We start from the raw sequence: 22,712 nt of genomic DNA on the forward strand, positions 1-22,712 counted from the left end.
TACGGCGACGAATCTGGGGAGAACGATCACGAACGGCATGCGAGAGCCCGGGCGCCCGAGCCTGTGGCAGCGGCGATTGATCCGCGTCGCCGCGTCACTCGTCGCGGTCGCCACCGTGACGGCGGGCTGGTATCACGTGTCAGTGCAGCCGGAGCCCCCCGTGGCACAGGTCGCCGTCGGTGCCCCGCAGGCCGACGCGGCCGTTGCCGATGCCGTCACCGAGTGGCCGACCGTCACGATCCCGACTCCGGATGCGTCCGACGCACACCTGCTGATCTTCGGGGAGCGCGAGAATTCGCCCAAGCCGGTGGTGCTGTGGATCCACGGCGGGGGGTACGTCTCCGGGTCGGCGGCGAGACTCGCGCCGTTCACTCGCCGGCTCGCCGGCCAGGGCTACATCGTGGCGAGCCTCGACTATTCGCTTGCGCCCGAGTCGCGGCATCCGGTTCCCGTTCGGCAGGCGAATGCCGCCCTCGGGTTCATCCGTGACCACATCGCCGAGTATGGTGGCGACCCGCAGCGCGTCTTCGTCGGCGGCGACTCCGCCGGTGCGCAGATCGCGAGTGAACTGGCCGTCGTCGTCACGAACCCCGTGTTCGCCGGCGTCCTCGCGCTGCAGCCGTCGCTCGACAGCGCGAGCCTGCGGGGAGTCATCCTCTACTGCGGTCTGTTCGACATGAGCACCGTCGCAGCCACCCGCTTCCCGCACCTGCAGCGCTACATGTCCTCGTACACCGGGTACGACGACTGGGAGCGCGCGCCCTTCATCGCTCAGCTGTCGACGACGGTGCAGGCCAGCGCGGCGTATCCGCCGACGTTCCTGACGGTCGGCGACGCGGATCCGTTCCAGTCCCAGTCGAAGGAGCTCGCCCGTGCGCTGCACTCTCGAGGCGTCGTGACCGACGTGCTGTTCTGGAAGGATGGTGGCCTGAAGCACGAGTACCAGTTCTCGTCGAGCCTGCCGCAAGCTCGCACCGCTCTCGAGCGCACCGTCGCCTTCATCGAGGCGCACAGCGACTGACCGTGGGGTGACTGCGACCGGCTGTTCGCGGATTTGCCGGTCCCGTTGGCGCTCCGATCTCGCAGCTCCGGTTGCCGCCGGCCGCCCTGGCCGTCGAGGGTCCTCTAACCCGCGATGCGGGGGAATGACCAGGTGCCGTCGAGGATCTCCGGGCGCGGCCGGTACAGGCGCACGAGGTAGTTCCATCCGTCGGTGATGGGGATGACGTTGGGGACGTCCGGCGGATAGTCGCCGAACCGCACTGTCGTGGAGCCGTCGGCGTCCTTGGCCCCGGTCACGCTGTTGACGGTGTAGGCGTCGCGGGGATTGGCCTCGAAGAATCCCTGAGCGTTGTAGACCGAGATGGACCAGAAGCCGTCCACCGGGACATCGCCGACGGTGAGCTCGTAGCGTCCGAGGGGAAGGCGGGGGTCGACACCGACGTAGCAGGCCTCCGAGGTGGGAAGCCCACCCCAGCCGGCGGCGGTGCCGATGAGATGCCGTACCGGCTCGACCTCCTCTTCGGTCCCGAACATGTGGTCGAAGCCGGTGAGGTTGCGAGCCAGCGCGAGCAGCGCGTCCCTCGTCTCATCCAGGGATGTCTTGTCATAGTCGGGATACTCGAAGGCCGCGGCGGATTCGCCCGTCAGCCCGATCTCATCCTGGATCGCCGCAACCGCGGTGACGTCAGCCGGATCGGCGGGATCCACGAGGGTACGCACCGCGACGACGACGTGGTCGCTGCCGAGTTCGTCCGTCGTGAGGTCGTAGGCGCCCGGTTCGTGGAAGATCGCCCGGACGTAGTGGTCCTGGTTGACGACCATCGCCGACAGATAGCGGTCATCGTGTTCGGGAAGGGTGAGCTTCGCGCCGGAGCTCACGTCGACGACGGCGAAGCTGTAGAGCGTGTCCCTGTTGAGCCGGATCACGGCCTGATCGTCGATCGCGGCGGGCGCTCGGTTGTGCAGGAACACGTTCACGCCGCCTGCACTCTGCTGCAGGTCGTGAAACATCCGATCCGTCTCGGCGCGAGGGAAGTTGTCGGTGTTCACGAGGATGACCACACGCTGATCATGGCAGGCCGCCGACCGGAACGCGAGAACAGCGGCCGCGGTTGACCTGCAGACAGGTCGGACGCCATCATGAACGAGCCGGCCGCGCACGCAGCGGACCGAGAGCTGTCATCTCATCGCGCCGCAGATCAGAGGGTCAGAATGCCGGACACCACCTGCCATATGTCCATCTCGCTCGACGGGTTCGTCGCCGGTCCGAGCCAGAGCCGCGAGCATCCGCTCGGCCGGCGTGGACAGGAACTGCACCGCTGGCATCTCGGCGACGAGCGCGCCAACGAGGCGGATGACAGAGCGGGCGGATGGCTGATGCGCCCGCGGGGCGCGTACGTGATGGGCCGCAACATGTTCGGCCCGATCCGCGGGGAGTGGGACGAGGACTGGCGCGGCTGGTGGGGGCTGGAGCCGCCCTACCACGCACCGGTCTTCGTCCTCACGCATCATGCGCACGATCCGATCGAGATGGACGGCGGAACGACCTTCTTCTTCGTCACCGACGGCTTCGATGCCGCCTATGCGCGCGCGCAGGAGGCGGCGGGCGACGACGGTGTGGACATCGCGGGTGGCGCCTCCACCGTGCGCCAGGCGCTCGCCGCCGGTGTCGTGGACGAGCTGACGCTCGACATCGCCCCCGTCCTGCTCGGCTCCGGTGAGCGCATCTTCGACGGCCTCACCTCGTTCGGCTTCGAGCCCGTCGAGGTGCTGCATTCGCCGCTGGCCACCCACATCCGCTACCGTCGGGCTGCCGCGTCGTCGGCCGGGCCGTCAGCGTGACCGCTGGTGTTCGAAGCCGTCGAGGAGCCAGTTCAGTCCGTCGGTGAACAGACGGTCGTCGGCGGGCGCATCCGATCCGTTCTTCCAGAGGGTCGCGAATCCGATGACATAGACGTCGATGGCGGTGGCGAGGGTCTCTGCCCGTCGGCCCTCCACGCCCGCGCCCGACAGCACGGCGAGGGTTTGGTTCGTGTGCGTGAGCATGTTGGGGCCGGGCGTGTCCGACTGCAGGCTCGCCGCGACGATCCAGGGATGTCTCGTGCCGATCTGAATCGTTCGCCGTGCGATCGCGAACAACGCCTCTCGCCAGTTGTCCGGAATGTCCTCGAGGACGATTTCACTCATGACGTTGTCGAGCATCCGGGAGATGAGATCGTCTTTGCTCGTGATGAAGGAATAGAGGCTCATCGGGCGGGCGCGCAGCGCTGCGGCGACGCTGCGGATGGACACGGATTCCAACCCGTCGTGGTCGGCGATGTGCACGGACGCAGCGACGATGGATTCGAGGCTGAGCGGTGCCCGCTCCACGCTGTGATCGGACGTCATGGCCTCACGATACAGCGTATCCACCATCTTCCCGGCCATCAATCGGTGCGCTCGTCAAGGGGTATGGGCGCCCGTGCTCCGCGAGTGGTGCCAGCACGAAGGAACAAGACGGCAGACACGGACGCGTCGAACGCGGAGCGCATCGATTCCAGGGCGACGTTGACCATCGTGGCATCCATCTGAACCGCGAAGGTGCCGACGATGACCGCGATGGCCAGCTTGATCAGGGTGGGCGTGAGGCGCGTGTCGTCCGCGCGCCCGGTTGAAGCGACAGCCATGATGTTCCCTTGCCGAGGGTCGTACGATACGGTGTATCGCATGCGACGACCTACGGTACCACGAGAGCGATACGGTGTATCGCTCTTTTCGGGCGATCTCACAGCAAGCGGCGGGCGTGGCGAGCCGGTGGGCCGGTCCCGGGGGAGCCGGTGAGCGTGCGGCACCCGTGGGCACGGCTTCTGGCCCTGCTGATCGACTGGGTGTGCATCCTCGCCTGGGTGGCGGTGACGGCAGCGGTGGGGATTCCGCTGTACCTGACCGGCGCGATCGGGCCGGTGTCCCCGCTCGCGTTGAACGTCATCGCGGGAGCCGTGATGGTCGTCCCGGTCACGATCGCCCTGGCGGCGTTGGAGTCCACCGCTGGACACGCCTCCCTCGGAAAGCGAGCCATGGGGCTCGTCGTGGTCCGTGCGGGAGGCGACGCACCCGTCCGATTCCCTCGTGCCCTCGGGCGCACCGCGCTCAAGATCGCGCTCCCATGGACGCTCGGACACGCCGCAGTGATCGGACTCTCCGCGTCGAGCGCATCCGACTCCGTGCCCGCGCCCATCGCAGTGCTGACGGCGGCCGCGTATGTCCTGCCGATCGCCTACATCGTCTCGCTGTTCCTCGGCAGCGGGCGGACACCCTACGACCGGATCTGCGCCACGAAGGTCATCGCAGCGGCATCGGGACGAAGGACCTCACCACGGTCGCGACGATGACGCGACGGGCCTCCGCGCTTCGAGCGCGGAGTTCTGCCCTACTCGCCGGGTACGACCTCGCAGTCGGTCCCGGCGCGGGGTGACCGTGTCGTGGGATGTCGGCCCCGGCCGTCAGCCGCCCGTCAGCAGTGCGGCCGTCTCGGTCAGTGTGATCTGCGGCGGATACAGTCCCATCACGTGCACGGCCGCATCGTGGTTCTCGGCGGTCGAGCCGGCGCAGGCGTCGGTGACGACGGTGACGAAGGCGCCGGCATCCGCCGCCGCCAGCGCGGTGGAGATCACACAGCAGTCGGTCGAGACCCCGCACAGGACGAGCCGCGGCGCCGGACCGGTGATGGCGGTCAGCTCGGGACCCCACTTGCCGAAGGTCGGCCGGTCCACCGTCGGGCGTGCCGTGAGCGAGCGCGCGGCCGGCACCAGCGCATAGAGCGGGTCGCTTTCGGCCTGGTCGGCGAACGGCCACGCCGCGAAGTACGCGCCCCAGCTCGTCGCCCGATCTGCCGTGGGCACCCAGCGGGTGACGATCACCCGATCGCCGTGCGCGGCGGCCAGCTGCCGAATGCGCTCCATCGCGGCCGGGAAGAACGGCGAGCCCCAGGGCGATTGCGTCGAGGCGAAGATCTCCTGTGGATCGATCACCACGAGCCAGGCGGCATCCGCGGTCATACGGCCTCCTGTGCCCGGATCCGACGCGCCGAGGCGAACCAGGTGACCAGGAACGAGAGCACCAGCGCGAAGAAGACGCCGAGGTTGGCGTAGGCCCAGTCGCCGCCGCGCCCGCCGATCAGGAACAGGAAGTAGCCCTGCCAGTTGTTCCAGGCGGCCTCGTCGGCGAAGTTGTTCACCACGAAGCCCCAGCCGATGACGGATGCCACGACCATCGTGATGATCGCGGTCCAGTTCCACGAACCGTAGCGACCCTTCGGATCGAACAGCGCCTCCTCGTCATAGTCCTTGCGACGACGCAGGATGTCGGCGATCAGGATGCCCGCCCACGACGCGAGCGGCACGCCGAGCGTGATCAGGAAGCTCTGGAACGGGCCGAGGAAGCCCTGCGCGAAGAACACCACCCAGATGGTGCCCAGAGTCAGGATCACGCCGTCGATGGCCGCCGCCGAGGGGCGGGGGATGCGGATGCCCAGGCTCAGCAGGGTCAGGCCGGACGAGTAGATGCCCAGCACCGCCCCCGAGACCAGCGCCAGGATCGCGGTGATCAGGAAGGGGACGAGCACCCAGACCGGGAGGATCTGCGCGAGCGCACCGATCGGGTCGTTGCCGATCGCGGTGGCCAGATCGGCATCCGATCCGCCCAGCAGCAGGCCGAACACCACGAGGATCACCGGGGCGATCGACCCGCCGAACGTGTTCCACCCGATGATGGCGCCGTCCGACGCCGTGCGCTTCTGATAGCGCGACCAGTCGGCGGCGATGTTGATCCACCCCAGCCCGAAGCCGGTCATCACCATGACCAGCGCGCCGATGACCTGGCCGATGCTGCCGTTCGGAAGGGCCATCACGGCGCCCAGGTCGATGTGCGGGATCGCCAGGATGATGTACAGGATCGTGACGAGGCCGGTGATCCAGGTGAGCACCGACTGCAGCTTCATGATCGTGTGGTAGCCGAGGACGGATGCCGTCACGATCAGCGCGGCGACCACGACGAGCGCGATCAGCTTGACCGCCACCCCGCCGTCGCCGCCGAGCTGGGTGATGATCGTGGCGGTGGCCAGCACCGCCATGATCGCCAGGAACGTCTCCCACCCGATCGAGGTGAGCCACGACACGATGCCGGGGACCTTCTGCCCGTGCACGCCGAACGCCGAGCGCGACAGCACCATCGTCGGCGCCGAGCCCCGCTTGCCGGCGATCGCGATCAGCCCGCAGAGGAAGAACGAGACGACGATCCCGATCACCGAGACGAGGGTGGCCTGCCAGAACGAGATCCCGAAGCCGAGCACGAACGACCCGTACGACATGCCGAACACCGAGACGTTCGCGGCGAACCAGGGCCAGAACAGGTCGCGCGGCTTGGCCGTTCGCTGCGACTCGGGGATGATCTCGATCCCCGTGCGCTCGATCAGGGTCGAAGCGGGCAGGGACTCGTCGGTCGGAGCGGACACGGGGCCTCCTCGGTGGCGCGGCCGTCAGGGCGATCGGATGTCCCCATCCTGGCACCGCGCAGCCCACAGCGGTCGCATCCGGCGTGGTTGCATCCGCAGCGACGACGGAGCACGCTGGGAAAACCGAGGAGGGGCCATGAGCGCGAGACGCGCCGGAGCGACAGGAGGAACCGTCGCGCTGGCGGCGATGCTGACGGTCGCGCTGATGGGCTGTGCGCCGACCGTCCAGCCCACGGCATCCGCACCCACGGCGTCCCGCCCCGCCCCGACCGGGTCGACCTCGTCCGGATCAGCGGTGCAGACCCTGGCCGCACCGACGACCCTGGCCGAGCACCTGGACGCACCCTGGTCGGTCGTCCCCCTCGCAGATGGCGGGGCGTTGATCTCGCAGCGGGGCGACGGCCGCATCCTCGAGCTGACCGCCGCCGGACGGACCCGCGAGGTCGGCACCGTGCCCGGCGTGGTCGCCTCCGGCGAGGGCGGCCTGAACGGCATCGCGCCGTGGACCGGCGACGGGACGTGGCTGTACGCCTACCACGCCGCCGCGCACGACAACCGCGTGGTGCGGATGCCGATGGTCGGCGATGCCGGCTCGTATCGGCTGGGCGCGCCCGAGACCGTGCTGAGCGGCATCCGCAAGGCGTCCTTCCACAACGGCGGCCGACTCGCGTTCGGTCCGGACGGAGACCTGTACGTCACCACCGGCGACGCCGGCGAATCCAACGACGCGCAGGATACGGGCAGCCGCAACGGCAAGATCCTGCGCATCACGCCCACCGGCGACCCGGCACCGGGCAACCCGTTCGGCAACGATGTGTACAGCTACGGCCATCGGAACGTCCAGGGCATCGCCTGGACGGCGGATGGGACGATGTGGGCCAGCGAATTCGGGCAGAACACGTGGGACGAGCTGAATGTGATCGTCCCCGGCGGGAACTACGGCTGGCCGGTGGTCGAGGGCATCGCCGGCGACGACCGGTTCCGCGATCCGATCGCCCAGTGGCCGACCAGCCAGGCCAGCCCCAGCGGCCTGGCCGCCCTCGGCGACACGCTCTACCTCGCCTGCCTGCGCGGCGAGCGCCTGTGGCAGGTGCGCACCTCCGGCGACACGATGATCGGCGAACCGGTCGCACTGCTGTCGGGGCACGGGCGCCTGCGGGACGTCGTGGTGGCACCGGACCAGAGCCTGTGGGTGCTCACCAACAACACCGACGGCCGCGGCAGCCCGCGTGCCGGCGACGACCACCTGCTGCGGGTCGCGGTGCGGCAGGAGGCCGCGGGGTAGCGTGGCGACATGACGACGCTCGGACGCGGCAGGCAGCCCGGTGGCACGCATATGGTCGAGAACCAGCCGGAGTGGCGGGTCGATCTGGACGAGTACGAGGTGAACGCGCCGCTGCGCGAGGCGGTGGCCGCATTCGGCGGAAGCTGGGCCGACGCCGAGCTGCACGAGGCGGGCCGTCTCGTCGGGGAGCGCGCCTTCCAGCGCGACGCCCAGCTCGCGCACCAGCATCCGCCCGTCGCCCACACCTTCGACCGCTGGGGCTTCCGGCTGGACGAGGTCGAATACGACGAGTCCTACCACCGGATCATCGGCGCGGCGGTGGCCCACGGCACGCACACCTCGGCGTGGGCCGACCCGCGCCCGGGCGCGGCCGTCGCCCGGGCGGCCGCGTTCATGCTGTTCGCGCAGGTCGAGCCGGGGCACGCGTGCCCGATCTCGATGACGCACGCCGCCGTGGCATCCATCCGCGAATCGCCGTGGGTGGCGGACGAATGGATGCCGCGGCTGTACGCCCGCACCTACGACCGTCATCTGCTGCCGGCCCCGGACAAGCCCAGCGCCCTGGTGGGGATGGCGATGACCGAGAAGCAGGGCGGCTCCGACGTCCGTGCGAACCGGACCTCCGGCGTGCACACCAGCGGTCACAGCTACCAGCTCACCGGGCACAAATGGTTCTGCTCCGCGCCGATGTCCGACGCGTTCCTCGTCCTGGCGCAGACGCGAAGGGGCGCGCAGGAGGAGGGGCTGTCGTGCCTGTTCGTCCCGCGTGTGCTGCCGCACGGCGAGCGCAACGTGTTCCGGATCGAGCGGCTGAAGGACAAGGTGGGCAACCGCTCGAACGCGTCGGCCGAGATCGAGTTCGACGGCACCGTGGGGATCCTGCTGGGCGAGCCGGGCCGCGGCGTTCGCACCATCATCGAGATGGTGCAGCGCACCCGGCTGGACTGCGTGCTGGGCACCGCGGCCGGAATGCGCCAGAGCGTCGCCGAGGCCGTCTGGCACGCCCGGCAGCGGCGGGCGTTCGGCCGACTCCTGGTGGAGCAGCCCGCGATGACCGCCGTGCTGGCCGACCTCGCCCTCGAGTCCGAGGCCGCCATGCTCGTCGGCCTCCGCCTCGCGCAGGCGTTCGAGGCGGACGCCACCGACACCGACCTCGCCTTCCGCCGCCTGGCGACCCCGGTGACGAAGTACTGGGTGTGCAAGCGGGGGCCGCAGCACGCCTACGAGGCGATGGAGTGCCTCGGCGGCAACGGCTACATCGAATCCTTCCCGCTCGGCCGCCGCTACCGGGAGCAGCCGGTGATGGCGATCTGGGAGGGTTCCGGCAACGTCATCGCATTGGATGTGCTGCGGGCGCTGTCGCGCGACCCCGACTCGGCGGCCGCGCTGCGCGACGAGCTCGAGGCCGCGAACGGCGCCCATCGGCTGCTGGACGCCCACACCCGGCGCACCCTGGCGCTGCTGCACGAGGTCGGCGGCGCCGACGTCGACGCGGCGCAGGCGCAGGCGCGGCGCCTGTCCGAGGCCCTGGCGCTGGCGCTTCAGGCCAGCGTGATGGCGCGGTTCGCGCCGACAGCCGATGCGGAGGCGTTCATCGGGGCCCGACTGGGAGAAGATCGGTCCTGGCAGTACGGCACGCTGCCGCGCGGGACGGATGCCGCGGCCATCGTCGCGCGGCACTGAGCCGGACCCGGGTCAGGGGTAGCGGCTGGGCTGCGCGCACATCACGAGGACGGCGATGCCGCCGAACGGGACCAGCGCGAGGAAGATGAATCCCCAGTGGAATCCGGCGTCGCGCAGGCGGCGGACGGTGACGGCGAGGTTGGGGACGATGACGGCGACGCCCCAGAGCACCAGGACGACCCAGATCAGGCCGAGGAACGCCGTCGGGCCCATGGGGTAGCGGCTGTACCCGGCGAACGCGGTGCCGATGCTGAGGACGATCACCAGCAGGTAGAAGGCGGCGACGATGATCGCGTTGAACAGCGTCCACCACCAGAACTCGGGGCGCGTCGCCCGGCCGTCGAAGGTGGCGTACTTGGCGAAGACCGTGCGCAGCGCGCCGCCCATCCCGGTGACCAGGGGGCGGTCGTCGGCGTGTGAGCGCCAGACCCCGACGGGCGGGGGAGCGTAGCTGCCGTATGGTGTGCCGCCGGCCGGGTACTGCGCGGGGCCCGCCGGAGCCACGGACATCGCCGGCGGTGCCGGGGGTGCGGCCACTGCCCGGGTCTCGGTCGACCACGCGGTCCCGTTCCACCAGCGCTCACCGCCGGAGCCGCTCGGGTCGGGGTACCAGCCTGCGGGCGGCTGCGGGGTGCTCGTGCTCACGGCGTCGTCTCCTCATTCGCGCGGGTGTCTTCACCGTATCGCGTCGGGGCGTCCTGCCCACAGCCGTGCGCGCGCCGGGCCGTCCTAAGCTGTCGGCGTGAGGCGTGCGCGAATCCCCCTGCTGTGCGGAACGACGATGCTGGCGCTGGCCGCGGCATCCGTTCCCGCGCACGCGGTGACGCCCGCACCCACCGCGCCCGCGTCGGCTGCCGCCTCGGTCACTGTCCGGGCCGCGACCGCGGATGAGACCGACGCGGCCGCCTTCGACCGGGTGCAGGCCATGTCGCTGCGCGAGAAGGCCGCATCGGTGATCATGGGCCACATCCCGACCACCGATCCCGGCACGCTCACGGACTACATGTCCTCCACCCACGTCGGCGGGTTCATCCTGATGGGCCCCAACATCCCGGCGGACGAGCCGCGGCTGCGCGCGCTGACCTCCGCCCTGACGATCGACGCCGACATCCCGCCGCTGATCGCGGTCGATGAGGAGGGCGGCGACGTCACCCGGCTGCCCTGGGACCACTTCCGGGCGGGCGAGGGACTGCAGGGCGCCTCTGACGCCGAGGTGGAGGCGGCGTTCGCCGGCCGCGGTGCGCTGGTGCAGCGCGCGGGGATCGGGGTGAACTTCGGCGTGATCGCGGACGTCACCGCCGACCGGCGCTCGTTCATCTTCGACCGGGTGCTGGGCACCTCGCCGAACGACGCCGCCGCCCATGCGGCCGCGGCCGTGCGCGGTGAGGGCGACCAGGCGCTGACCACCCTGAAGCACTTTCCCGGACACGGCGCCGTCGAGGGCAATTCGCACGTGATGATCCCGGCCACCGCGATCTCGAAGGCCGACTGGGAGAAGACGGACGCCGTGCCCTTCCGGTCCGGGATCGACGCCGGGGCGCCGCTGCTGATGTTCGGACACCTCGCCTACACCGCGGTGGACCGGGCACCGGCATCCCTGTCCGCACACTGGCACGAGATCGCACGCAGCGAGCTCGGGTTCGACGGGGTGGCGATCACGGACGATCTGGGGATGCTGCAGGCCTCCGGGGTGGCAGCCTACCGCGACCCGGTGGCCAACGCCGTAGCCGCCATCGCGGCGGGCAACGACATGGTGCTCTCGGTGATGTTCACCACCCCCACGTCGGCGGACCGCATCACGGACGGCATCGTCGCGGCGGTGGGGGACGGCACGCTGCCGCCCGACCGGCTGGAGCAGGCCGCCGAGCGCGTCATGCGGTTGCGGCTGCAGACCGCCGGCGACGGACGAGGGATGGTTCCCTGTCCGGACTGTGCGCCGGTCGACTGATCAGACGTGCATGATCAGGCGTGCATGATCAGACGGCGATGCAGTCCAGCAGGCGGTGCCGGAGCGTGTTCGCGCGGTCGGCGAAGCCGCGCTGGCGGCGGACGTACTCGGCTTTGCCATCGGCGGTCTCGATCGGCACCGGCTCGCCGACCCATTCGCGCAGCTCGTACGGCGAGGCCTGCATGTCCAGAGAGCGGATGTCGCGGGCGAGCTCGAAGGCATCCAGCAGCAGGTCGCCGGGCGCCAGCGGCCCGAGCTTCACGGACCACTTGTACAGGTCCATGTTCGCGTGCAGGCAGCCCGGCTGCTCGCTGCCGGCCTGGCCGTCGCGCGAGAGCGGAACGGCATTGCGGGGTGCGGCATCCGGCGTGAAGAACCGGAACGCGTCGAAGTGGGTGCATTTCAGGTCGTGCGCCTCGACCACCGCGTCGGTCTCGCCCTGTCCGAGCCGCAGCGGAATCGGATGCCGGTGCTCGCGCTGCCGGTACACCATCGCCCACTCGTGCAGGCCGAAGCAGCCGAACCGCGCGGGGCGATCGACGGTGGCGCGCAGGATGCGGGTGATCGCGTCGATCAGCGGCGCCTTCTCCTGCCGGAACGAGGTCGCGTCCACGCACGCGCTGCCGGGCTTCGACCCGGCGGTGTACCAGCGCTTGTGTGCCCGCTCCTGTGCGTCCTCCAGTTCGACGCCGGCCCCGGGGTGCCACGTACGCAGCACCGCCGGCTTGTACGAGTAGTACGTGAACAGGAAGTCCTCGACGGGATGCTTCAGCCCCCGCGCCGCGCGCTCGCGGTGCCCGGCGGTGAGGGCGTCGGCGCGGGCGCGGTGCGCGGCTTCCCGGGCACGCCACTCGGTGCCGCGCAGCACCGTCGGAGGAGGGGCCAGGAGCGTCATCCCTCCAGGGTAGGCGTGCGCCGCCGACTTCCGCCGCACTGCTTGACAGGTGACTAATTGGTCACCTAACATTCAGAGATGGATGACGACGACCCGGTCTTCAAGGCTCTGGCCGACTCGACCCGCCGCCACCTGCTGGACCAGCTCTTCGAGCGCGATGGCCGTGCACTCGGCGAACTGGACACGGACGTGGAGATGACGCGCTTCGGTGTGATGAAGCACCTCAAGGTGCTTCAGGACGCCGGGCTGGTCACCTCCCGCAAGGTCGGACGGCAACGGCTGCACTTTCTCAATCCGGTGCCCATCCGATTGATCCACGACCGGTGGATCAACAAGTACACCGAGCGGCGCGTCAGCGCCCTCACCGAACTCAAGAAGAAGTTGGAGGGCGAGCAATGACCATCACAGGCATGCCCACAGGCACGACCACCCAGGTGTACCAGGTCTTGATCCGGGCCAGTGCCCAGCAGATCTGGGACGCCATCACCACGCCGGAGTTCACGAGCCGGTACTTCCACGGCGCTCTCGTCGAGACGACGGGTGAGACCGGCACCCCGTTCCGGTACTACGCTCCCGACGGCACCACGCTGTGGGGCGACGAGATCATCGAGGAGGCCGACCCACCGCACAGGCTGGTTGTGCCGTGGCGTTCGCTCTACGACGACGAGATGGCCGCCGAACCGCGCAGCCGGGTCACCTGGACGATCGAGGAGCAGGGGAGCGGTGTGTGCCTGCTCACCGCCGTCCACGATCGGCTCGAGAACTCGCCGAAGACCGCCCGAAGCGTCGGCGGCATCGGCTGGCTGACCGTCATCGACGGGCTCAAGACGGTGCTCGAGACCGGAGAGCCGCTCTTCGCTCCGGACCCGGCGGCCTGACCCGGCACCGTCTCACTCGTCGTCGACCGGCTCGATCAGCTCGGGGCCGTTGTTGCGCACGTTGCCGACGGCCCTGCCGACGGTGTGATCGGCGAGCGTCTCTGCCACGTCGGGCGCCGCATCGATGGCGGCGTCGAGGATGTCGCCGACGTTCTCGGTCGTCGGATCGAGCCACGCATCGGCGAAATCGGGGTCGAGGAACAGCGGCATCCGATCGTGGATGGAGCCCAGACGTCCGATCGAGTCGCGGGTCAGGATCGTGAAGCTGAGCACCCAGCGAGCCGGGTCGTCGTCGGCGAGGGCCGGGTTCTTCCACCACTCGTACAGGCCCGCGAAGAACATCGGCCCGTCGTCGGCCGGGTGGATGTAGTGCGGGGTCTTCGCGCCGTCGACGGTCTTCCACTCGTAATAGCCGGATGCCGGGACCACGGCGCGGTGCTTGATGAGGGCGTTGCGGAACATCGGCTTGTCCTCGACCTCTTCGGCCCGGGCGTTGAACGCACGCGCGCCGATCGACAGGTCCTTCGCCCATGCCGGGACCAGCCCCCAGCGTGCCGATTCGAGCCGTCGCGTGGGTGGTTCGGTCTTGCTCGAGTCGAGCACGATCGCGGCGCTGTCGGTCGGCGCGATGTTGAAGCTCGGCGCCGGCAGCTGGTCGCCTTCGACGTCGACGCGCAGCACGCCCACCAGCTCGGACCCGACGTTTGCCACCACGAATCGTCCGCACATGCGCATCAGCCTACGTGCGGCCGGGGACACCGGGGCGGCGGTCGTACCGCGGGGGTGCCGTGGTGCTCGAACGGACGACGAGACGGAACGGGAAGACCGTCGTGGCGGGCAGGAGCGCGTCTTCGGCGTCGGACAGGCTGAGCAGGAGGTCCGCCGCACGGCGCCCCTGTTCGGCGGGACGCTGCGACAGCGTGGTCAGTGCGAACATCCCGGCTGCCTCGTGATCGTCGATGCCGATCACCGATAGTTCATGCGGCACCGCGATGCCGAACTCCCGGGCGGCCACGAGCGCGCCGAACGCCATCTCGTCGGAGCCCGCGAACACCGCGGTGGGGCGTGTGTCCGGGTCGCCGAACAGATCCCGTCCGAGCTCGTAGCCGCCGGGCATGCTCAGGCGCCCCTCGCGCACCCGCGCGGTCGGGTCCAGCCCCGCCGCCGTCATCGCCTGCTCGAAGCCGCGCCGCCGCATCCCTCGCACACTCTGCGAGACCGCTCCGGCGCCGGTCCCGGCCAGATGGGCGATATCGGTGTGGCCCAGACTCAGCAGGTGCTCGGTGGCGAACCGACCGGCAGCCACCTGGTCGATCGAGACGGAGGGCAGCAGCCCCTCCGCGCTGCCGACCGCGAGCATCGGTCCGAGACCGCGCAGCCCGGCGACGGCGTCGACCCCGGGCTGCATCCCCACGGCGATCAGGCCCTCGAACGGGCCCTGGGCGACGAGCCCGCCGAACGCGAGTTCCCGGTCCCCGCGTGTGCGCGCCACCCAGAGGGTCATCTCGCGACCGGCCTCCAACAGCGCCTTCTCGATGCCTTCGACCACCCGGCTGTAGAACCACCGCTCGAGAGTGGGCACGATCACGGCGAACGGCGGAACCGATCCGCCGGCAGAGAATGATGCCACGGGCAGGGGCCCGGCAGCCGGTCGTCCGGGCAGCGCCGGGCGATCGCCTCGCCGACGAGGGCGCGAGGAGTGTGCCGGGGGCGCGGTGCTGCTGCGGACGATCAGCTCGACCGGCATCTTCACGGCGCGCCGTCGCGATGCCCGGCCCGCCAGCTCGTCCAGCAGCAGGCGTGCGGCCGCCGTGCCCTGCGCGAACGGATGCTGTGCCACGGTCGTCAGACCGAAGGACGCCGCCAGCGGGTGATCGTCGATCCCGATCACCGACACGTCCGCCGGCACGGCGAGCCCGTGGTCGCCCAGGGCGAGCATCGCGCCGATCGCCATCTCATCGGAAGCGGCGACGACCGCCGTCGGCGCGTCGGCGCCGGCGTCCAGGAACGCGCCCACCCGGCGCCGTGTCGCGGTCATGGAGAACCCGCCGTCGATCGAGCGGGTGGCATCCTCCTCGATCCCCGCCGCGCGGAGCGCCCGCTCATACCCGCGGCGCCGATCACGGGAGACGCCGCTGTTCCGCCCGTGCTCCTCCTCGCCGCCGTCGATGAGCAGGATGTCGCGGTGGCCGTGATCGAGGAGATGCCCGATCGCCTGCTGTGCCGCATCCGCCTCGTCGATGCCGACGTGTCGCAGCCCATGGATCCGGCCGCCCACCACCACCGACGGCAGCTCGATCTGCGTCAGCTGCTCCCGCTCGTCCTCGGTCAAGTCGATGCTCAGCGCCAGCAGCGCGTCGCCGCGGCGACGGAGCGCCGAGCCGTGGAACAGTCGTTCCCGCTCGCCCGGCCCTCCGCCCAGGAGGAACAGGACCATGTCGTAGCCGGCAGCGCGCAGTTCGGTGTCGACCCCCTCGATCACGGCTGCCGGGAACCAGCCGTCGACCGCGGGCACGACGACCGAGATCGCCATCGTGCGGCCGCTGCGCAGACCGGCAGCCGACGACGAGGGAACATAGCCCAGCTCATCGGCGAGGCGGACGATCCTGGACCGGGTCTGCTCGGACACCTGGGGCAGCCCCCGCAGGGCGCGCGAGACCGTGGCGGTGGAGACCCCGGCGGCATCGGCCACGTCCTTGATTCCTGCCATGAGCGCGGTGCACCAATCCGGGAAGGGTCTCAGCCCTTGGTCGCGCCGGCGAGCAGCCCGCGGACGAAGAACCGCTGGAGCGCGAAGAACACGATCAGCGGAACGATGATACCGAGGAACGTACCCGCCGACAGCAGGTACCACTGCTGCCCGTACGTGCCGGACAGGTCGGTCAGCAGCTTCGTGATCGGCGCGTTCGCCCCGGGGGCGAAGATCGTGGCGACGAGCAGATCGTTCCAGACCCAGAGGAACTGGAAGATCGCGAACGCGGCGATCGCCGGCATCGACAGGGGCAGGACGATGCGGAAGAACATCTGGCCGTGGCCGGCACCGTCCATCTTTGCCGCCTCGATCACATCCGTCGGGATCGCGGCGACCGAGTTGTGCAGGATGAAGATCGCCAGCGGCAGCGCGAACATCGTGTGCGACATCCACACCTGCGCGAAGCTGGAGGACAGCCCGTTCAGATCCAGCCCGGAGAAGATCGGGACGCCGAACAGGGTCAGGCCGTTCGAATAGAGGCTCAGCAGCGGGACCAGGGCCATCTGCAGAGGCACGACCTGCAGGGCGAACACGGCGATGAACAGCGCGTCCTTGCCTCGGAAGTCGACCCACGCGAATGCGTACGCCGCCATCAGCGCGATCGCGATCGGGAAGAACGTGGCCGGGATCGAGATCGTCAGCGAGTTGATGAACGATTCGCCGACGGTGATCGTGTCGTTGAAGTTCAGCGTGTCGATGTAGTTCTCGAGCGTGAACTGCGGATTGGTGAATGCCGTCCACCAGCCGCTGGTGGTGATGTCGGCCGGCGGGCGGAACGACGAGACGAACAGCCCGAAGGTGGGGATTGTCCACACCACAGCGAGGATGACCGCCGCGACCGTCGCCCACGGACTGGTCAGCCGCCGCCGGGTGCGGCGCAGGGGCCGTCCGTCCGCGGACATCCTGCTGCGGGCGGGCACTGTGACCTGCTGCGTCGCCGTCATCCGAGCTGCCTCTGCTTCCTGACGTTGCGCGCGTTGTAGACGATGAACGGCGTGACCAGCACGAAGATCAGCAGCGCGAGCGCAGCGGAGTGGCCCGACTGCGGCGGCAGGATCCGGATCTGCTTGACCATCTCGTAGCCGAGCACGGTGGTGTCGTTCTGGCCGCCGGTGGTGGTCGCGATGATGTCGTACACCTTCAGCGAGGTGATCGAGATCGTGATCCAGACGACGATGATGGTCGGCCGGATGCCGGGGACGGTGACGTTCCAGAACCGCTGCCAGGCGTTGGTGCCGTCCAGCTCGGCGGCCTCGATCTGGTCGCTGGGAACGCCCTTGATCGCCGACGAGAGCAGCACCATCGCGAACCCGGTCTGGGTCCAGATCAGGATGATGATCAGCAGGAACATGTTGACCGGGTAGCTCTGCAGCCAGGGCACCGGCTCGCCGCCGAACCACACCACGATCTGGTTCAGCAGACCGATCTGCGCGCCCTGGGTGTAGTCGAAGAAGAACTTGAAGATGATGGATGCCCCGACCAGTGAGATCGCGACGGGCATGAAGATGAACACCTTCAGCACCTTCTCGCCGCGGCTGCGATCCACGAACACGGCGTAGGCCAGGCCCACGGCGGTGGCCAGGACCGGAGCGATCACCACCCAGACGATCGTGTTCACGAACGCGATGAATCCGGTGCTGCCGCCGGAGAAGACCCAGGTGAAGTTGTCCAACCCGACGAAGTGGGTCCCGTCGTTGCTGAGGAACGCGTTGACGAGGGTCTGCAGCGCAGGAAACACCAGCCCGATCAGCAGCAGCACGATCGCGGGGGACAGGAACGCGAGAAGCTGCAGCACGTATCCGCGCCCGCTGCGCGCCCGGTAGTCGAGCAGGAACAGGCCGCCGCCGAGCACGGCGCCCACGATCAGCACCCAGAAGGCCCCCGCCGCGACGCCGAACAGCAGAAGGAGGACGACCGGCACCCCGATCGCGACGGCCAGCCGCATGATCGAGTAGCCGCGGCCGGGGCGGGGGGCGACCTCGACGAAGAACAGGATCAGCCCGATCGCGGCTGCGAACACTGCGATCACGATCGGGATCTGCGCGAGCGAGGGCAGCCCCGCCAGCATCGTGAAGAACGCGGACATGCCCCGCTCCGGTCCGTCCGGTCAGTCCGGCATCAACTCGTCGGCCAGGCCGCCTGGATCTCCTTCTCGACGTCGGCTTGGGACTTGCCGTTGATCCAGTCGACCATCCCGGTCCAGAACTCGGTCTCCACGACATTGGGCATCGCGTCGTCCGCACCGAAGCGGAACGTCGTGGCGGGGTTCTGCAGCGTCTGGATCGCACTCTTCAGCAGCGGGTCCTGCTCCTTGGCGGCGTCCAGCCCCTTGTTCGGGCTGATGAACGATGCGTCCTTCACGGTGATCAGGCTGTTCGCCCAGTCGGCGCTGGACAGATACTCCATGAGCTTCTGCGTGGCCGCGTTGGTGTCGAACGCCGCGGCGAAGTCACCGCCGCCGATCACCGCATTCTGCCCGGCCGTGGGGCCCGGCAGGGGGAACGCCCAGATGTCGCCGTCCGGGCCGACCTTCGGCGTCGAGCCGGACGCGGTCTTGGCGGTGGCGAAGCTGGCCTCCAGGAAGGTGGCCTGGTTGGTCAGCGCGCACGTGCCGTTGGCCAGAGGCGTCGCGACGTCGGCAAAGGCGGTGGAGTTGATCGACTTGACGTTGCCGAACCCGGCGTTGACGTACTTCGGGTCGAGCAGGATCTTGCCCAGCTGGGTGAACGACTGATCGATCTGCGGGTCGGTGAACTTCGTCGTGCCCTTGACCCACTGATCGTAGACGGTGGGACCGGCGTCGGCGAGGACCACTTCGGCGAGCTGGTCAGCGCCGGGCCATCCGGATGATGTCCCCGAGTTGAACCCCGCGCACCACGGCGCCTTGCCGGTCTTCTGCTGGATCGTCTGGGTGAGCGAGAGCAGCTCGTCGTACGTCGTGGGCACCGACACGCCCCACTTCTTGAACTGCGCCGGCGAGTACCAGATGTAGCCCTTGACCGAGGCGTCCATCGGCGTGCCGTAGATCTTTCCGCCGCTGGTGACGTAGCCGGTCCAGTCGGAGGAGAAGTTGTTCTTCACGTTGGTCGCCGTCGCCGCGTCGACCTGCTTCACCTTGCCGGTCTGGATCGCACTGGCCAGCAGGCCCGGCTGCGGGAACATCGCGATGTCGGGCAGGTCGTTGGCCTGGATCTTGGTGGCGATGTTGGCCGTGAAGTCCTTGTCACCGGTGTACTTGACGGTGATGCCCTGCTGCTTCGCCCACGAGGCCCAGGATGCCTCGAGCTCGGTCGCCTCGGTGCCGGTGTCGGGCGTGTAGATCGTGACCGTGCTGGACCCCTTCGCGTTCCCCGAGTTCCCGCTGCCACCGCCTCCGGCCGCACAGCCGGTCAGCGCGGCGCCGGCGACTGCTGCGAGGGAGACGGAGATGAGTGCCTTGCGGCGCATTCCTGAGCGCATGATGACCTCCTTGTCGGAGTGCCCGTGCGGCGATCAACGGGTGGCGGGCGCTTCGCGTTTCTCGATCCCCACGGTAGATCCGATGTCCGGCGCCTGCAATCGTCTGCAGTAAACGATTGCATATGGATCCGCTGACCGTCGGTCAAGCGCCGGCTGTGAGGGCCGGGGCAGCGTCGAACCCGTCGTGTCGCCCTCAGATGGAGTCCGGATGGTCCTCGCGGATGATGCCGGCGTCTTCCAGCCGATCGAGCAGGGCGGCGCCGTCCTCGCCGGTGACCCAGGGGACGTCCGAGGCGGAGTGGTCGTTGACCGTGGTCCGCCCGCCGGCCAGCATCGCCTCGGTCGAGGACAGCCGCCGGATGGCGATCGCCGCCACGTTCTGCGGATGGGTGCCGGTGAAGGTCGTGTAGATCGCGTCGTCGTGCTGACCGTCATCGCCGACCAGCAGCCAGGCCACATCGGGGAACTCGTCGGCCAGACGCACCAGGTTCGACTCCTTGTGCGCGGTGCCGCTGCGGAACCAGCGATCGTGCGTCGGCCCCCAGTCGGTGAGCAGCAGCGCACCCGGCGGGAACAGGTGCCGGCTGAGGAACCGCAGGAGCGTCGGGCCCACGTTCCAGGCGCCGGTGGACAGATACACGACGGGGGCGCCGGGGTTCTCGCGCACCAGGCGCTCGAGCAGCACCGACATGCCCGGGACGGGCTGACGGGCGTGCTCGTCCACGACGAAGGAGTTCCACGCCGCCACCAGCGGCCGCGGCAGCGCCGTGACCATCACGGTGTCGTCGACGTCGCAGACGACGCCGAAGCGCACGCCGGCGCCGATCACGAACACCCGGGTGTCGACCGCCTCGCCGTCCTCGACAGACATCGAGACGGTGTGCCAGCCGGGGGACAGGCTCGCCGGCAGCACGGTGTCGACGACGCCGCCGCGGTCGGCGACCACCTCATGGTCGACCCCCTCGATCTGCACGCTGACCTGCGCGAACCCGATCGGCACCGATGCGAAGCTGCGCCATCCGCGGACGCTGCCGTACTCGCCGGTCGCACGCTGCCGCACGGGCGGCGTGATCAGCACGCGGCCGAGCACCCGCACCCAGCCCTCGCCGCCGTATCCCGGAAGGGCCGAAACCGTCGGGGTCAGTCCGCGCCGTCGCGCGCGACGCTCGCGCCAGGCGTGCAGACGGTATTCCATCCGCGCCAGCCACAGCACATCGGCGCGCCGCGCCGCGGCAGTGTTATCCGGCATCCGACTCAGTCTCCCACGTCCGCCGACATCGTGTCGGGCGGGCGGGGGAGTTCGACCTCCTCTGCCTCGGCCAGATGCCGGCGTTCGATGCGCTCGAGCACCTTCTTGGCCACCAGCATGAGCAGCAGGAACGCGAGGAGGACGCCGACGAACACATAGCCGGCGAAGTGCAGCTGATCGGCCAGGTCGCGGTACGTGCTGGCGGTGACACCGGCGACCGCGACATACACGCCGGCCCAGACCAGGCATGCCGGCGTGGTCCAGGCGAGGAAGCGGCGGTAGCGGAAGCCGCTCATCCCCACCGTCAACGGGACGACCGAGTGCAGCACCGGCAGGAAGCGCGAGACGAACACGGCGATGCCGCCGCGCCGGTTCAGATAGCGCTCGGCGCGCTGCCAGTGCGCCTCGCCCACCCATCGGCCGACACGGGAGTGCCGGATGCGCGGACCGAGGATCCGCCCGAGCCAGAACCCGATGCTCTCGCCGATGAGCGAGCCGACCAGGACCGCCGCCACCAGCAGCACGCCCTCCCACGGCGTGACCACCGCGGTCGCGGCGATGATCACGATCGTGTCGCCGGGCACGAACAGGCCGACCAGGGCGCTGGTCTCCAGCATCATGGCGAGACCGGCGAGGATGACCCGCAGCACCGGGTCGACACTCTGCACGGCATCGAGCAGTCCGGTGAGCAGGTCGTTCACCAGCACGAGCATAGGCGGGCCGGGACCTTCTAGCCTGGGAAGGTGCTTCGGACCTTCACTCTGCAGCGGGCGCCGTGGCGCGATCCCGCCGAGACATTCCTCGCGCTGGCGGCGCGCCACCCGCATGTGTTCTGGCTGGATGCCGGTGCCGCCGCCGATGCGGGGTGGAGCTGGGTGGGCTGGGGCGAGCCCGAGGATGCCGCCGCCGTCCGGGCGGCGCGGGCGGTGCGAGCCGGCGAGACAGAGGGATCGCCCTTCCGGGGCGGCTGGGTCGGCTGGGTCGGGTACGAGCCGGGCGCGGCCGCTGCCGGGGCACCCGCAGCGGACGAGGATCCCGCGGTTCCCGCGGAGCTGTGGCTGGCCGTGCGGGGACTGGTCGCCTTCGACCATGCCAACGGTCGGATGAGCATCGGCGGAGACATCGACCCCGGGGCATCCGCCCCTCCGGCCCCGTCGCTCACCGCCCCGCCGCGTCGCGCGCACGCCCGCCACACGCCGCACGAGTACACCGCGCTCATCGAGCGCTGCCGGGACGCGATTCGCGCAGGTTCCGCCTACCAGCTGTGCCTGACCACCCGGTTCGAGGTGGAGGACGAGATCGATCCGGTCGCGGCCTACCTCGCCCTGCGGGCTGCCGCTGCGGCCCCCTACGGCGGCATCATCCGCAGCGGCGACGCCGCCCTGCTCAGTGCGAGCCCGGAGCGCTTCCTGCAGGTCACCGACGACACGCTGCGCACCCGCCCGATCAAGGGCACCCGCAAGCGGGGCGAGGATGCCGCGGCCGACGCCGCGCTGGCGGCCGAACTTGCCGCCGACCCGAAGGAGCGCGCCGAGAATGTCATGATCGTGGATCTGATGCGCAACGACCTCGCCCGGGTGTGCCAACCGATGACCGTCAGCGTGGAGCGTCTGCTCGAGGTGGAGTCGTACCCCACCGTGCACCAGCTGGTGAGCACGGTCGCCGGGCGGCTGCCCGACGCGGCGACGGCCGGCGATGTGCTGGAGGCGGCCTTCCCCGCCGGCAGCATGACCGGTGCCCCGAAGCTGTCGGCGATGACGATCCTGCACGAGCTCGAGCGGGCCCCTCGCGGGGTCTATTCCGGCTGCTTCGGCTGGATCGGCGCCGACGGCGGACTCGACCTGGCGATGGTGATCCGATCCATCGTGGTCCGGCCCGGCGGCGCGTATGTCGGAGCCGGGGGTGGCATCACCTGGCGGTCGGTGGCCGCCGCCGAGGTCGCCGAGGTCGGCCTGAAGGCGCGGGCACCGCTGGCGGCGCTGGGCGCCGACGTGCCCGAGGGCTGGTGAAAACCGCCGGTCGGGTACCCTGAAAGGTGCGCGTTTGCGCGTCCTCCCGAATTCCCGATTG

General features: G+C 69.8%; 23 protein-coding genes. 9 read left to right on the top strand and 14 right to left on the bottom strand.

The genetic code is table 11. The features are described from left to right. Window positions 1-37 precede the first annotated feature (37 nt). Window positions 38-1,021 (top strand): alpha/beta hydrolase, encoded by a 984-nt coding sequence (locus AC0L6F_RS01480; protein ID WP_473538924.1) that lies wholly within the window; start codon window positions 38-40, stop codon window positions 1,019-1,021. Window positions 1,022-1,125: 104 nt separating this feature from the next. On the opposite strand, the gene AC0L6F_RS01485 is transcribed toward AC0L6F_RS01480, so the two are convergent. Continuing rightward, window positions 1,126-2,064, bottom strand: coding sequence for a DUF1214 domain-containing protein (locus AC0L6F_RS01485; RefSeq protein WP_473538925.1), 939 nt, complete (start codon window positions 2,062-2,064; stop codon window positions 1,126-1,128). A 150-nt stretch (window positions 2,065-2,214) separates the two neighbouring features. Between AC0L6F_RS01485 and AC0L6F_RS01490 the strand changes: the two genes are divergently transcribed. Further along, the gene (locus AC0L6F_RS01490; RefSeq protein WP_473538926.1) at window positions 2,215-2,844 is read left to right on the top strand and encodes a dihydrofolate reductase family protein; all 630 of its coding nucleotides are present in this window, start codon (window positions 2,215-2,217) and stop codon (window positions 2,842-2,844) included. Here the strand turns inward: AC0L6F_RS01490 and AC0L6F_RS01495 are convergent. Beyond that, window positions 2,836-3,429, bottom strand: coding sequence for a TetR/AcrR family transcriptional regulator (locus AC0L6F_RS01495; protein WP_473538927.1), 594 nt, complete (start codon window positions 3,427-3,429; stop codon window positions 2,836-2,838). The genes AC0L6F_RS01490 and AC0L6F_RS01495 overlap by 9 nt on opposite strands. Further along, window positions 3,429-3,668, bottom strand: coding sequence for a hypothetical protein (locus AC0L6F_RS01500; RefSeq protein WP_473538928.1), 240 nt, complete (start codon window positions 3,666-3,668; stop codon window positions 3,429-3,431). The genes AC0L6F_RS01495 and AC0L6F_RS01500 overlap by 1 nt, the downstream gene beginning before the upstream one ends. Window positions 3,669-3,818: 150 nt before the next feature. Here AC0L6F_RS01500 and AC0L6F_RS01505 point away from each other — a divergent pair, with 150 nt between their 5' ends. Beyond that, window positions 3,819-4,373: an RDD family protein gene (locus AC0L6F_RS01505; protein ID WP_473538929.1), complete on the top strand. Its 555-nt coding sequence runs from the start codon at window positions 3,819-3,821 to the stop codon at window positions 4,371-4,373. 111 nt (window positions 4,374-4,484) lie between these two features. On the opposite strand, the gene AC0L6F_RS01510 is transcribed toward AC0L6F_RS01505, so the two are convergent. Further along, entirely contained in the window at window positions 4,485-5,039 is a 555-nt protein-coding gene (locus AC0L6F_RS01510; protein WP_473538930.1) for a cysteine hydrolase family protein, read from the bottom strand. Continuing rightward, window positions 5,036-6,493: a purine-cytosine permease family protein gene (locus AC0L6F_RS01515; RefSeq protein ID WP_473538931.1), complete on the bottom strand. Its 1,458-nt coding sequence runs from the start codon at window positions 6,491-6,493 to the stop codon at window positions 5,036-5,038. The genes AC0L6F_RS01510 and AC0L6F_RS01515 overlap by 4 nt, the downstream gene beginning before the upstream one ends. 136 nt (window positions 6,494-6,629) lie before the next feature. Here AC0L6F_RS01515 and AC0L6F_RS01520 point away from each other — a divergent pair, with 136 nt between their 5' ends. Further along, window positions 6,630-7,778: a PQQ-dependent sugar dehydrogenase gene (locus AC0L6F_RS01520; RefSeq protein ID WP_473538932.1), complete on the top strand. Its 1,149-nt coding sequence runs from the start codon at window positions 6,630-6,632 to the stop codon at window positions 7,776-7,778. 9 nt (window positions 7,779-7,787) lie between these two features. Then, window positions 7,788-9,461, top strand: coding sequence for an acyl-CoA dehydrogenase family protein (locus tag AC0L6F_RS01525; protein ID WP_473538933.1), 1,674 nt, complete (start codon window positions 7,788-7,790; stop codon window positions 9,459-9,461). Between the two features lie 12 nt (window positions 9,462-9,473). Here AC0L6F_RS01525 and AC0L6F_RS01530 read toward each other — a convergent pair whose 3' ends face one another. Continuing rightward, window positions 9,474-10,106: a DUF805 domain-containing protein gene (locus AC0L6F_RS01530; protein WP_473538934.1), complete on the bottom strand. Its 633-nt coding sequence runs from the start codon at window positions 10,104-10,106 to the stop codon at window positions 9,474-9,476. 97 nt (window positions 10,107-10,203) lie between these two features. On the opposite strand from AC0L6F_RS01530, the gene AC0L6F_RS01535 reads away from it, so the two are divergent. Beyond that, window positions 10,204-11,409, top strand: a complete 1,206-nt coding sequence (locus AC0L6F_RS01535; protein WP_473538935.1) for a glycoside hydrolase family 3 N-terminal domain-containing protein — start codon at window positions 10,204-10,206, stop codon at window positions 11,407-11,409. Between the two features lie 28 nt (window positions 11,410-11,437). On the opposite strand, the gene AC0L6F_RS01540 is transcribed toward AC0L6F_RS01535, so the two are convergent. Beyond that, a complete protein-coding gene (locus tag AC0L6F_RS01540) occupies window positions 11,438-12,304 on the bottom strand; it encodes a 3-methyladenine DNA glycosylase (protein ID WP_274635627.1) in 867 nt (288 codons plus the stop codon). A gap of 78 nt (window positions 12,305-12,382) precedes the next feature. Here AC0L6F_RS01540 and AC0L6F_RS01545 point away from each other — a divergent pair, with 78 nt between their 5' ends. Together AC0L6F_RS01545 and AC0L6F_RS01550 are read left to right on the top strand one after the other, a co-directional pair. Then, window positions 12,383-12,703, top strand: coding sequence for an ArsR/SmtB family transcription factor (locus tag AC0L6F_RS01545; protein ID WP_274635626.1), 321 nt, complete (start codon window positions 12,383-12,385; stop codon window positions 12,701-12,703). An 11-nt stretch (window positions 12,704-12,714) separates the two neighbouring features. After that, the gene (locus tag AC0L6F_RS01550) at window positions 12,715-13,182 is read left to right on the top strand and encodes an SRPBCC domain-containing protein (protein WP_274635625.1); all 468 of its coding nucleotides are present in this window, start codon (window positions 12,715-12,717) and stop codon (window positions 13,180-13,182) included. A 12-nt stretch (window positions 13,183-13,194) separates the two neighbouring features. On the opposite strand, the gene AC0L6F_RS01555 is transcribed toward AC0L6F_RS01550, so the two are convergent. The 7 genes from AC0L6F_RS01555 to AC0L6F_RS01585 form a co-directional block, all read right to left on the bottom strand. Continuing rightward, window positions 13,195-13,911 (bottom strand): SOS response-associated peptidase, encoded by a 717-nt coding sequence (locus AC0L6F_RS01555; protein ID WP_473538936.1) that lies wholly within the window; start codon window positions 13,909-13,911, stop codon window positions 13,195-13,197. A gap of 10 nt (window positions 13,912-13,921) precedes the next feature. Next, window positions 13,922-15,892: a LacI family DNA-binding transcriptional regulator gene (locus AC0L6F_RS01560; protein ID WP_473538937.1), complete on the bottom strand. Its 1,971-nt coding sequence runs from the start codon at window positions 15,890-15,892 to the stop codon at window positions 13,922-13,924. 29 nt (window positions 15,893-15,921) lie between these two features. Beyond that, complete coding sequence (locus AC0L6F_RS01565) at window positions 15,922-16,878, bottom strand: carbohydrate ABC transporter permease (protein WP_473538938.1); 957 nt, start codon at window positions 16,876-16,878, stop codon at window positions 15,922-15,924. Beyond that, window positions 16,875-18,020 (bottom strand): carbohydrate ABC transporter permease, encoded by a 1,146-nt coding sequence (locus tag AC0L6F_RS01570; RefSeq protein WP_473538939.1) that lies wholly within the window; start codon window positions 18,018-18,020, stop codon window positions 16,875-16,877. Before AC0L6F_RS01570 ends, AC0L6F_RS01565 begins: the two co-directional genes overlap by 4 nt. Window positions 18,021-18,052: 32 nt before the next feature. Then, window positions 18,053-19,393 (bottom strand): type 2 periplasmic-binding domain-containing protein, encoded by a 1,341-nt coding sequence (locus AC0L6F_RS01575; protein WP_274635620.1) that lies wholly within the window; start codon window positions 19,391-19,393, stop codon window positions 18,053-18,055. A gap of 193 nt (window positions 19,394-19,586) precedes the next feature. Then, window positions 19,587-20,642, bottom strand: coding sequence for an App1 family protein (locus AC0L6F_RS01580; protein WP_274635619.1), 1,056 nt, complete (start codon window positions 20,640-20,642; stop codon window positions 19,587-19,589). 5 nt (window positions 20,643-20,647) lie between these two features. After that, window positions 20,648-21,343, bottom strand: coding sequence for a DedA family protein (locus tag AC0L6F_RS01585; RefSeq protein ID WP_274635618.1), 696 nt, complete (start codon window positions 21,341-21,343; stop codon window positions 20,648-20,650). 42 nt (window positions 21,344-21,385) lie between these two features. On the opposite strand from AC0L6F_RS01585, the gene pabB reads away from it, so the two are divergent. Beyond that, on the top strand, window positions 21,386-22,651 hold the full coding sequence (pabB, locus tag AC0L6F_RS01590) for an aminodeoxychorismate synthase component I (protein ID WP_473538940.1): 1,266 nt from the start codon (window positions 21,386-21,388) through the stop codon (window positions 22,649-22,651). The last annotated feature ends 61 nt before the right edge of the window (window positions 22,652-22,712 follow it).

Source organism: Microbacterium sp. G2-16M (genome assembly GCF_055809115.1).

Bases quoted from the DNA above. Each gene is read 5' to 3' on its own strand.
- AC0L6F_RS01520 (WP_473538932.1), top strand. From the start codon at position 6,630: ATGAGCGCGAGACGCGCCGGAGCGACAGGAGGAACCGTCGCGCTGGCG.
- AC0L6F_RS01555 (WP_473538936.1), bottom strand. From the start codon at position 13,911: ATGTGCGGACGATTCGTGGTGGCAAACGTCGGGTCCGAGCTGGTGGGC.
- AC0L6F_RS01540 (WP_274635627.1), bottom strand. From the start codon at position 12,304: ATGACGCTCCTGGCCCCTCCTCCGACGGTGCTGCGCGGCACCGAGTGG.
- AC0L6F_RS01580 (WP_274635619.1), bottom strand. From the start codon at position 20,642: ATGCCGGATAACACTGCCGCGGCGCGGCGCGCCGATGTGCTGTGGCTG.
- AC0L6F_RS01560 (WP_473538937.1), bottom strand. From the start codon at position 15,892: ATGGCAGGAATCAAGGACGTGGCCGATGCCGCCGGGGTCTCCACCGCC.
- AC0L6F_RS01545 (WP_274635626.1), top strand. From the start codon at position 12,383: ATGGATGACGACGACCCGGTCTTCAAGGCTCTGGCCGACTCGACCCGC.
- AC0L6F_RS01480 (WP_473538924.1), top strand. From the start codon at position 38: ATGCGAGAGCCCGGGCGCCCGAGCCTGTGGCAGCGGCGATTGATCCGC.
- AC0L6F_RS01565 (WP_473538938.1), bottom strand. From the start codon at position 16,878: ATGACGGCGACGCAGCAGGTCACAGTGCCCGCCCGCAGCAGGATGTCC.
- AC0L6F_RS01500 (WP_473538928.1), bottom strand. From the start codon at position 3,668: ATGGCTGTCGCTTCAACCGGGCGCGCGGACGACACGCGCCTCACGCCC.
- AC0L6F_RS01570 (WP_473538939.1), bottom strand. From the start codon at position 18,020: ATGTCCGCGTTCTTCACGATGCTGGCGGGGCTGCCCTCGCTCGCGCAG.
- AC0L6F_RS01550 (WP_274635625.1), top strand. From the start codon at position 12,715: ATGCCCACAGGCACGACCACCCAGGTGTACCAGGTCTTGATCCGGGCC.
- AC0L6F_RS01525 (WP_473538933.1), top strand. From the start codon at position 7,788: ATGACGACGCTCGGACGCGGCAGGCAGCCCGGTGGCACGCATATGGTC.
- AC0L6F_RS01575 (WP_274635620.1), bottom strand. From the start codon at position 19,393: ATGCGCTCAGGAATGCGCCGCAAGGCACTCATCTCCGTCTCCCTCGCA.
- AC0L6F_RS01490 (WP_473538926.1), top strand. From the start codon at position 2,215: ATGCCGGACACCACCTGCCATATGTCCATCTCGCTCGACGGGTTCGTC.
- AC0L6F_RS01495 (WP_473538927.1), bottom strand. From the start codon at position 3,429: ATGGCCGGGAAGATGGTGGATACGCTGTATCGTGAGGCCATGACGTCC.
- AC0L6F_RS01510 (WP_473538930.1), bottom strand. From the start codon at position 5,039: ATGACCGCGGATGCCGCCTGGCTCGTGGTGATCGATCCACAGGAGATC.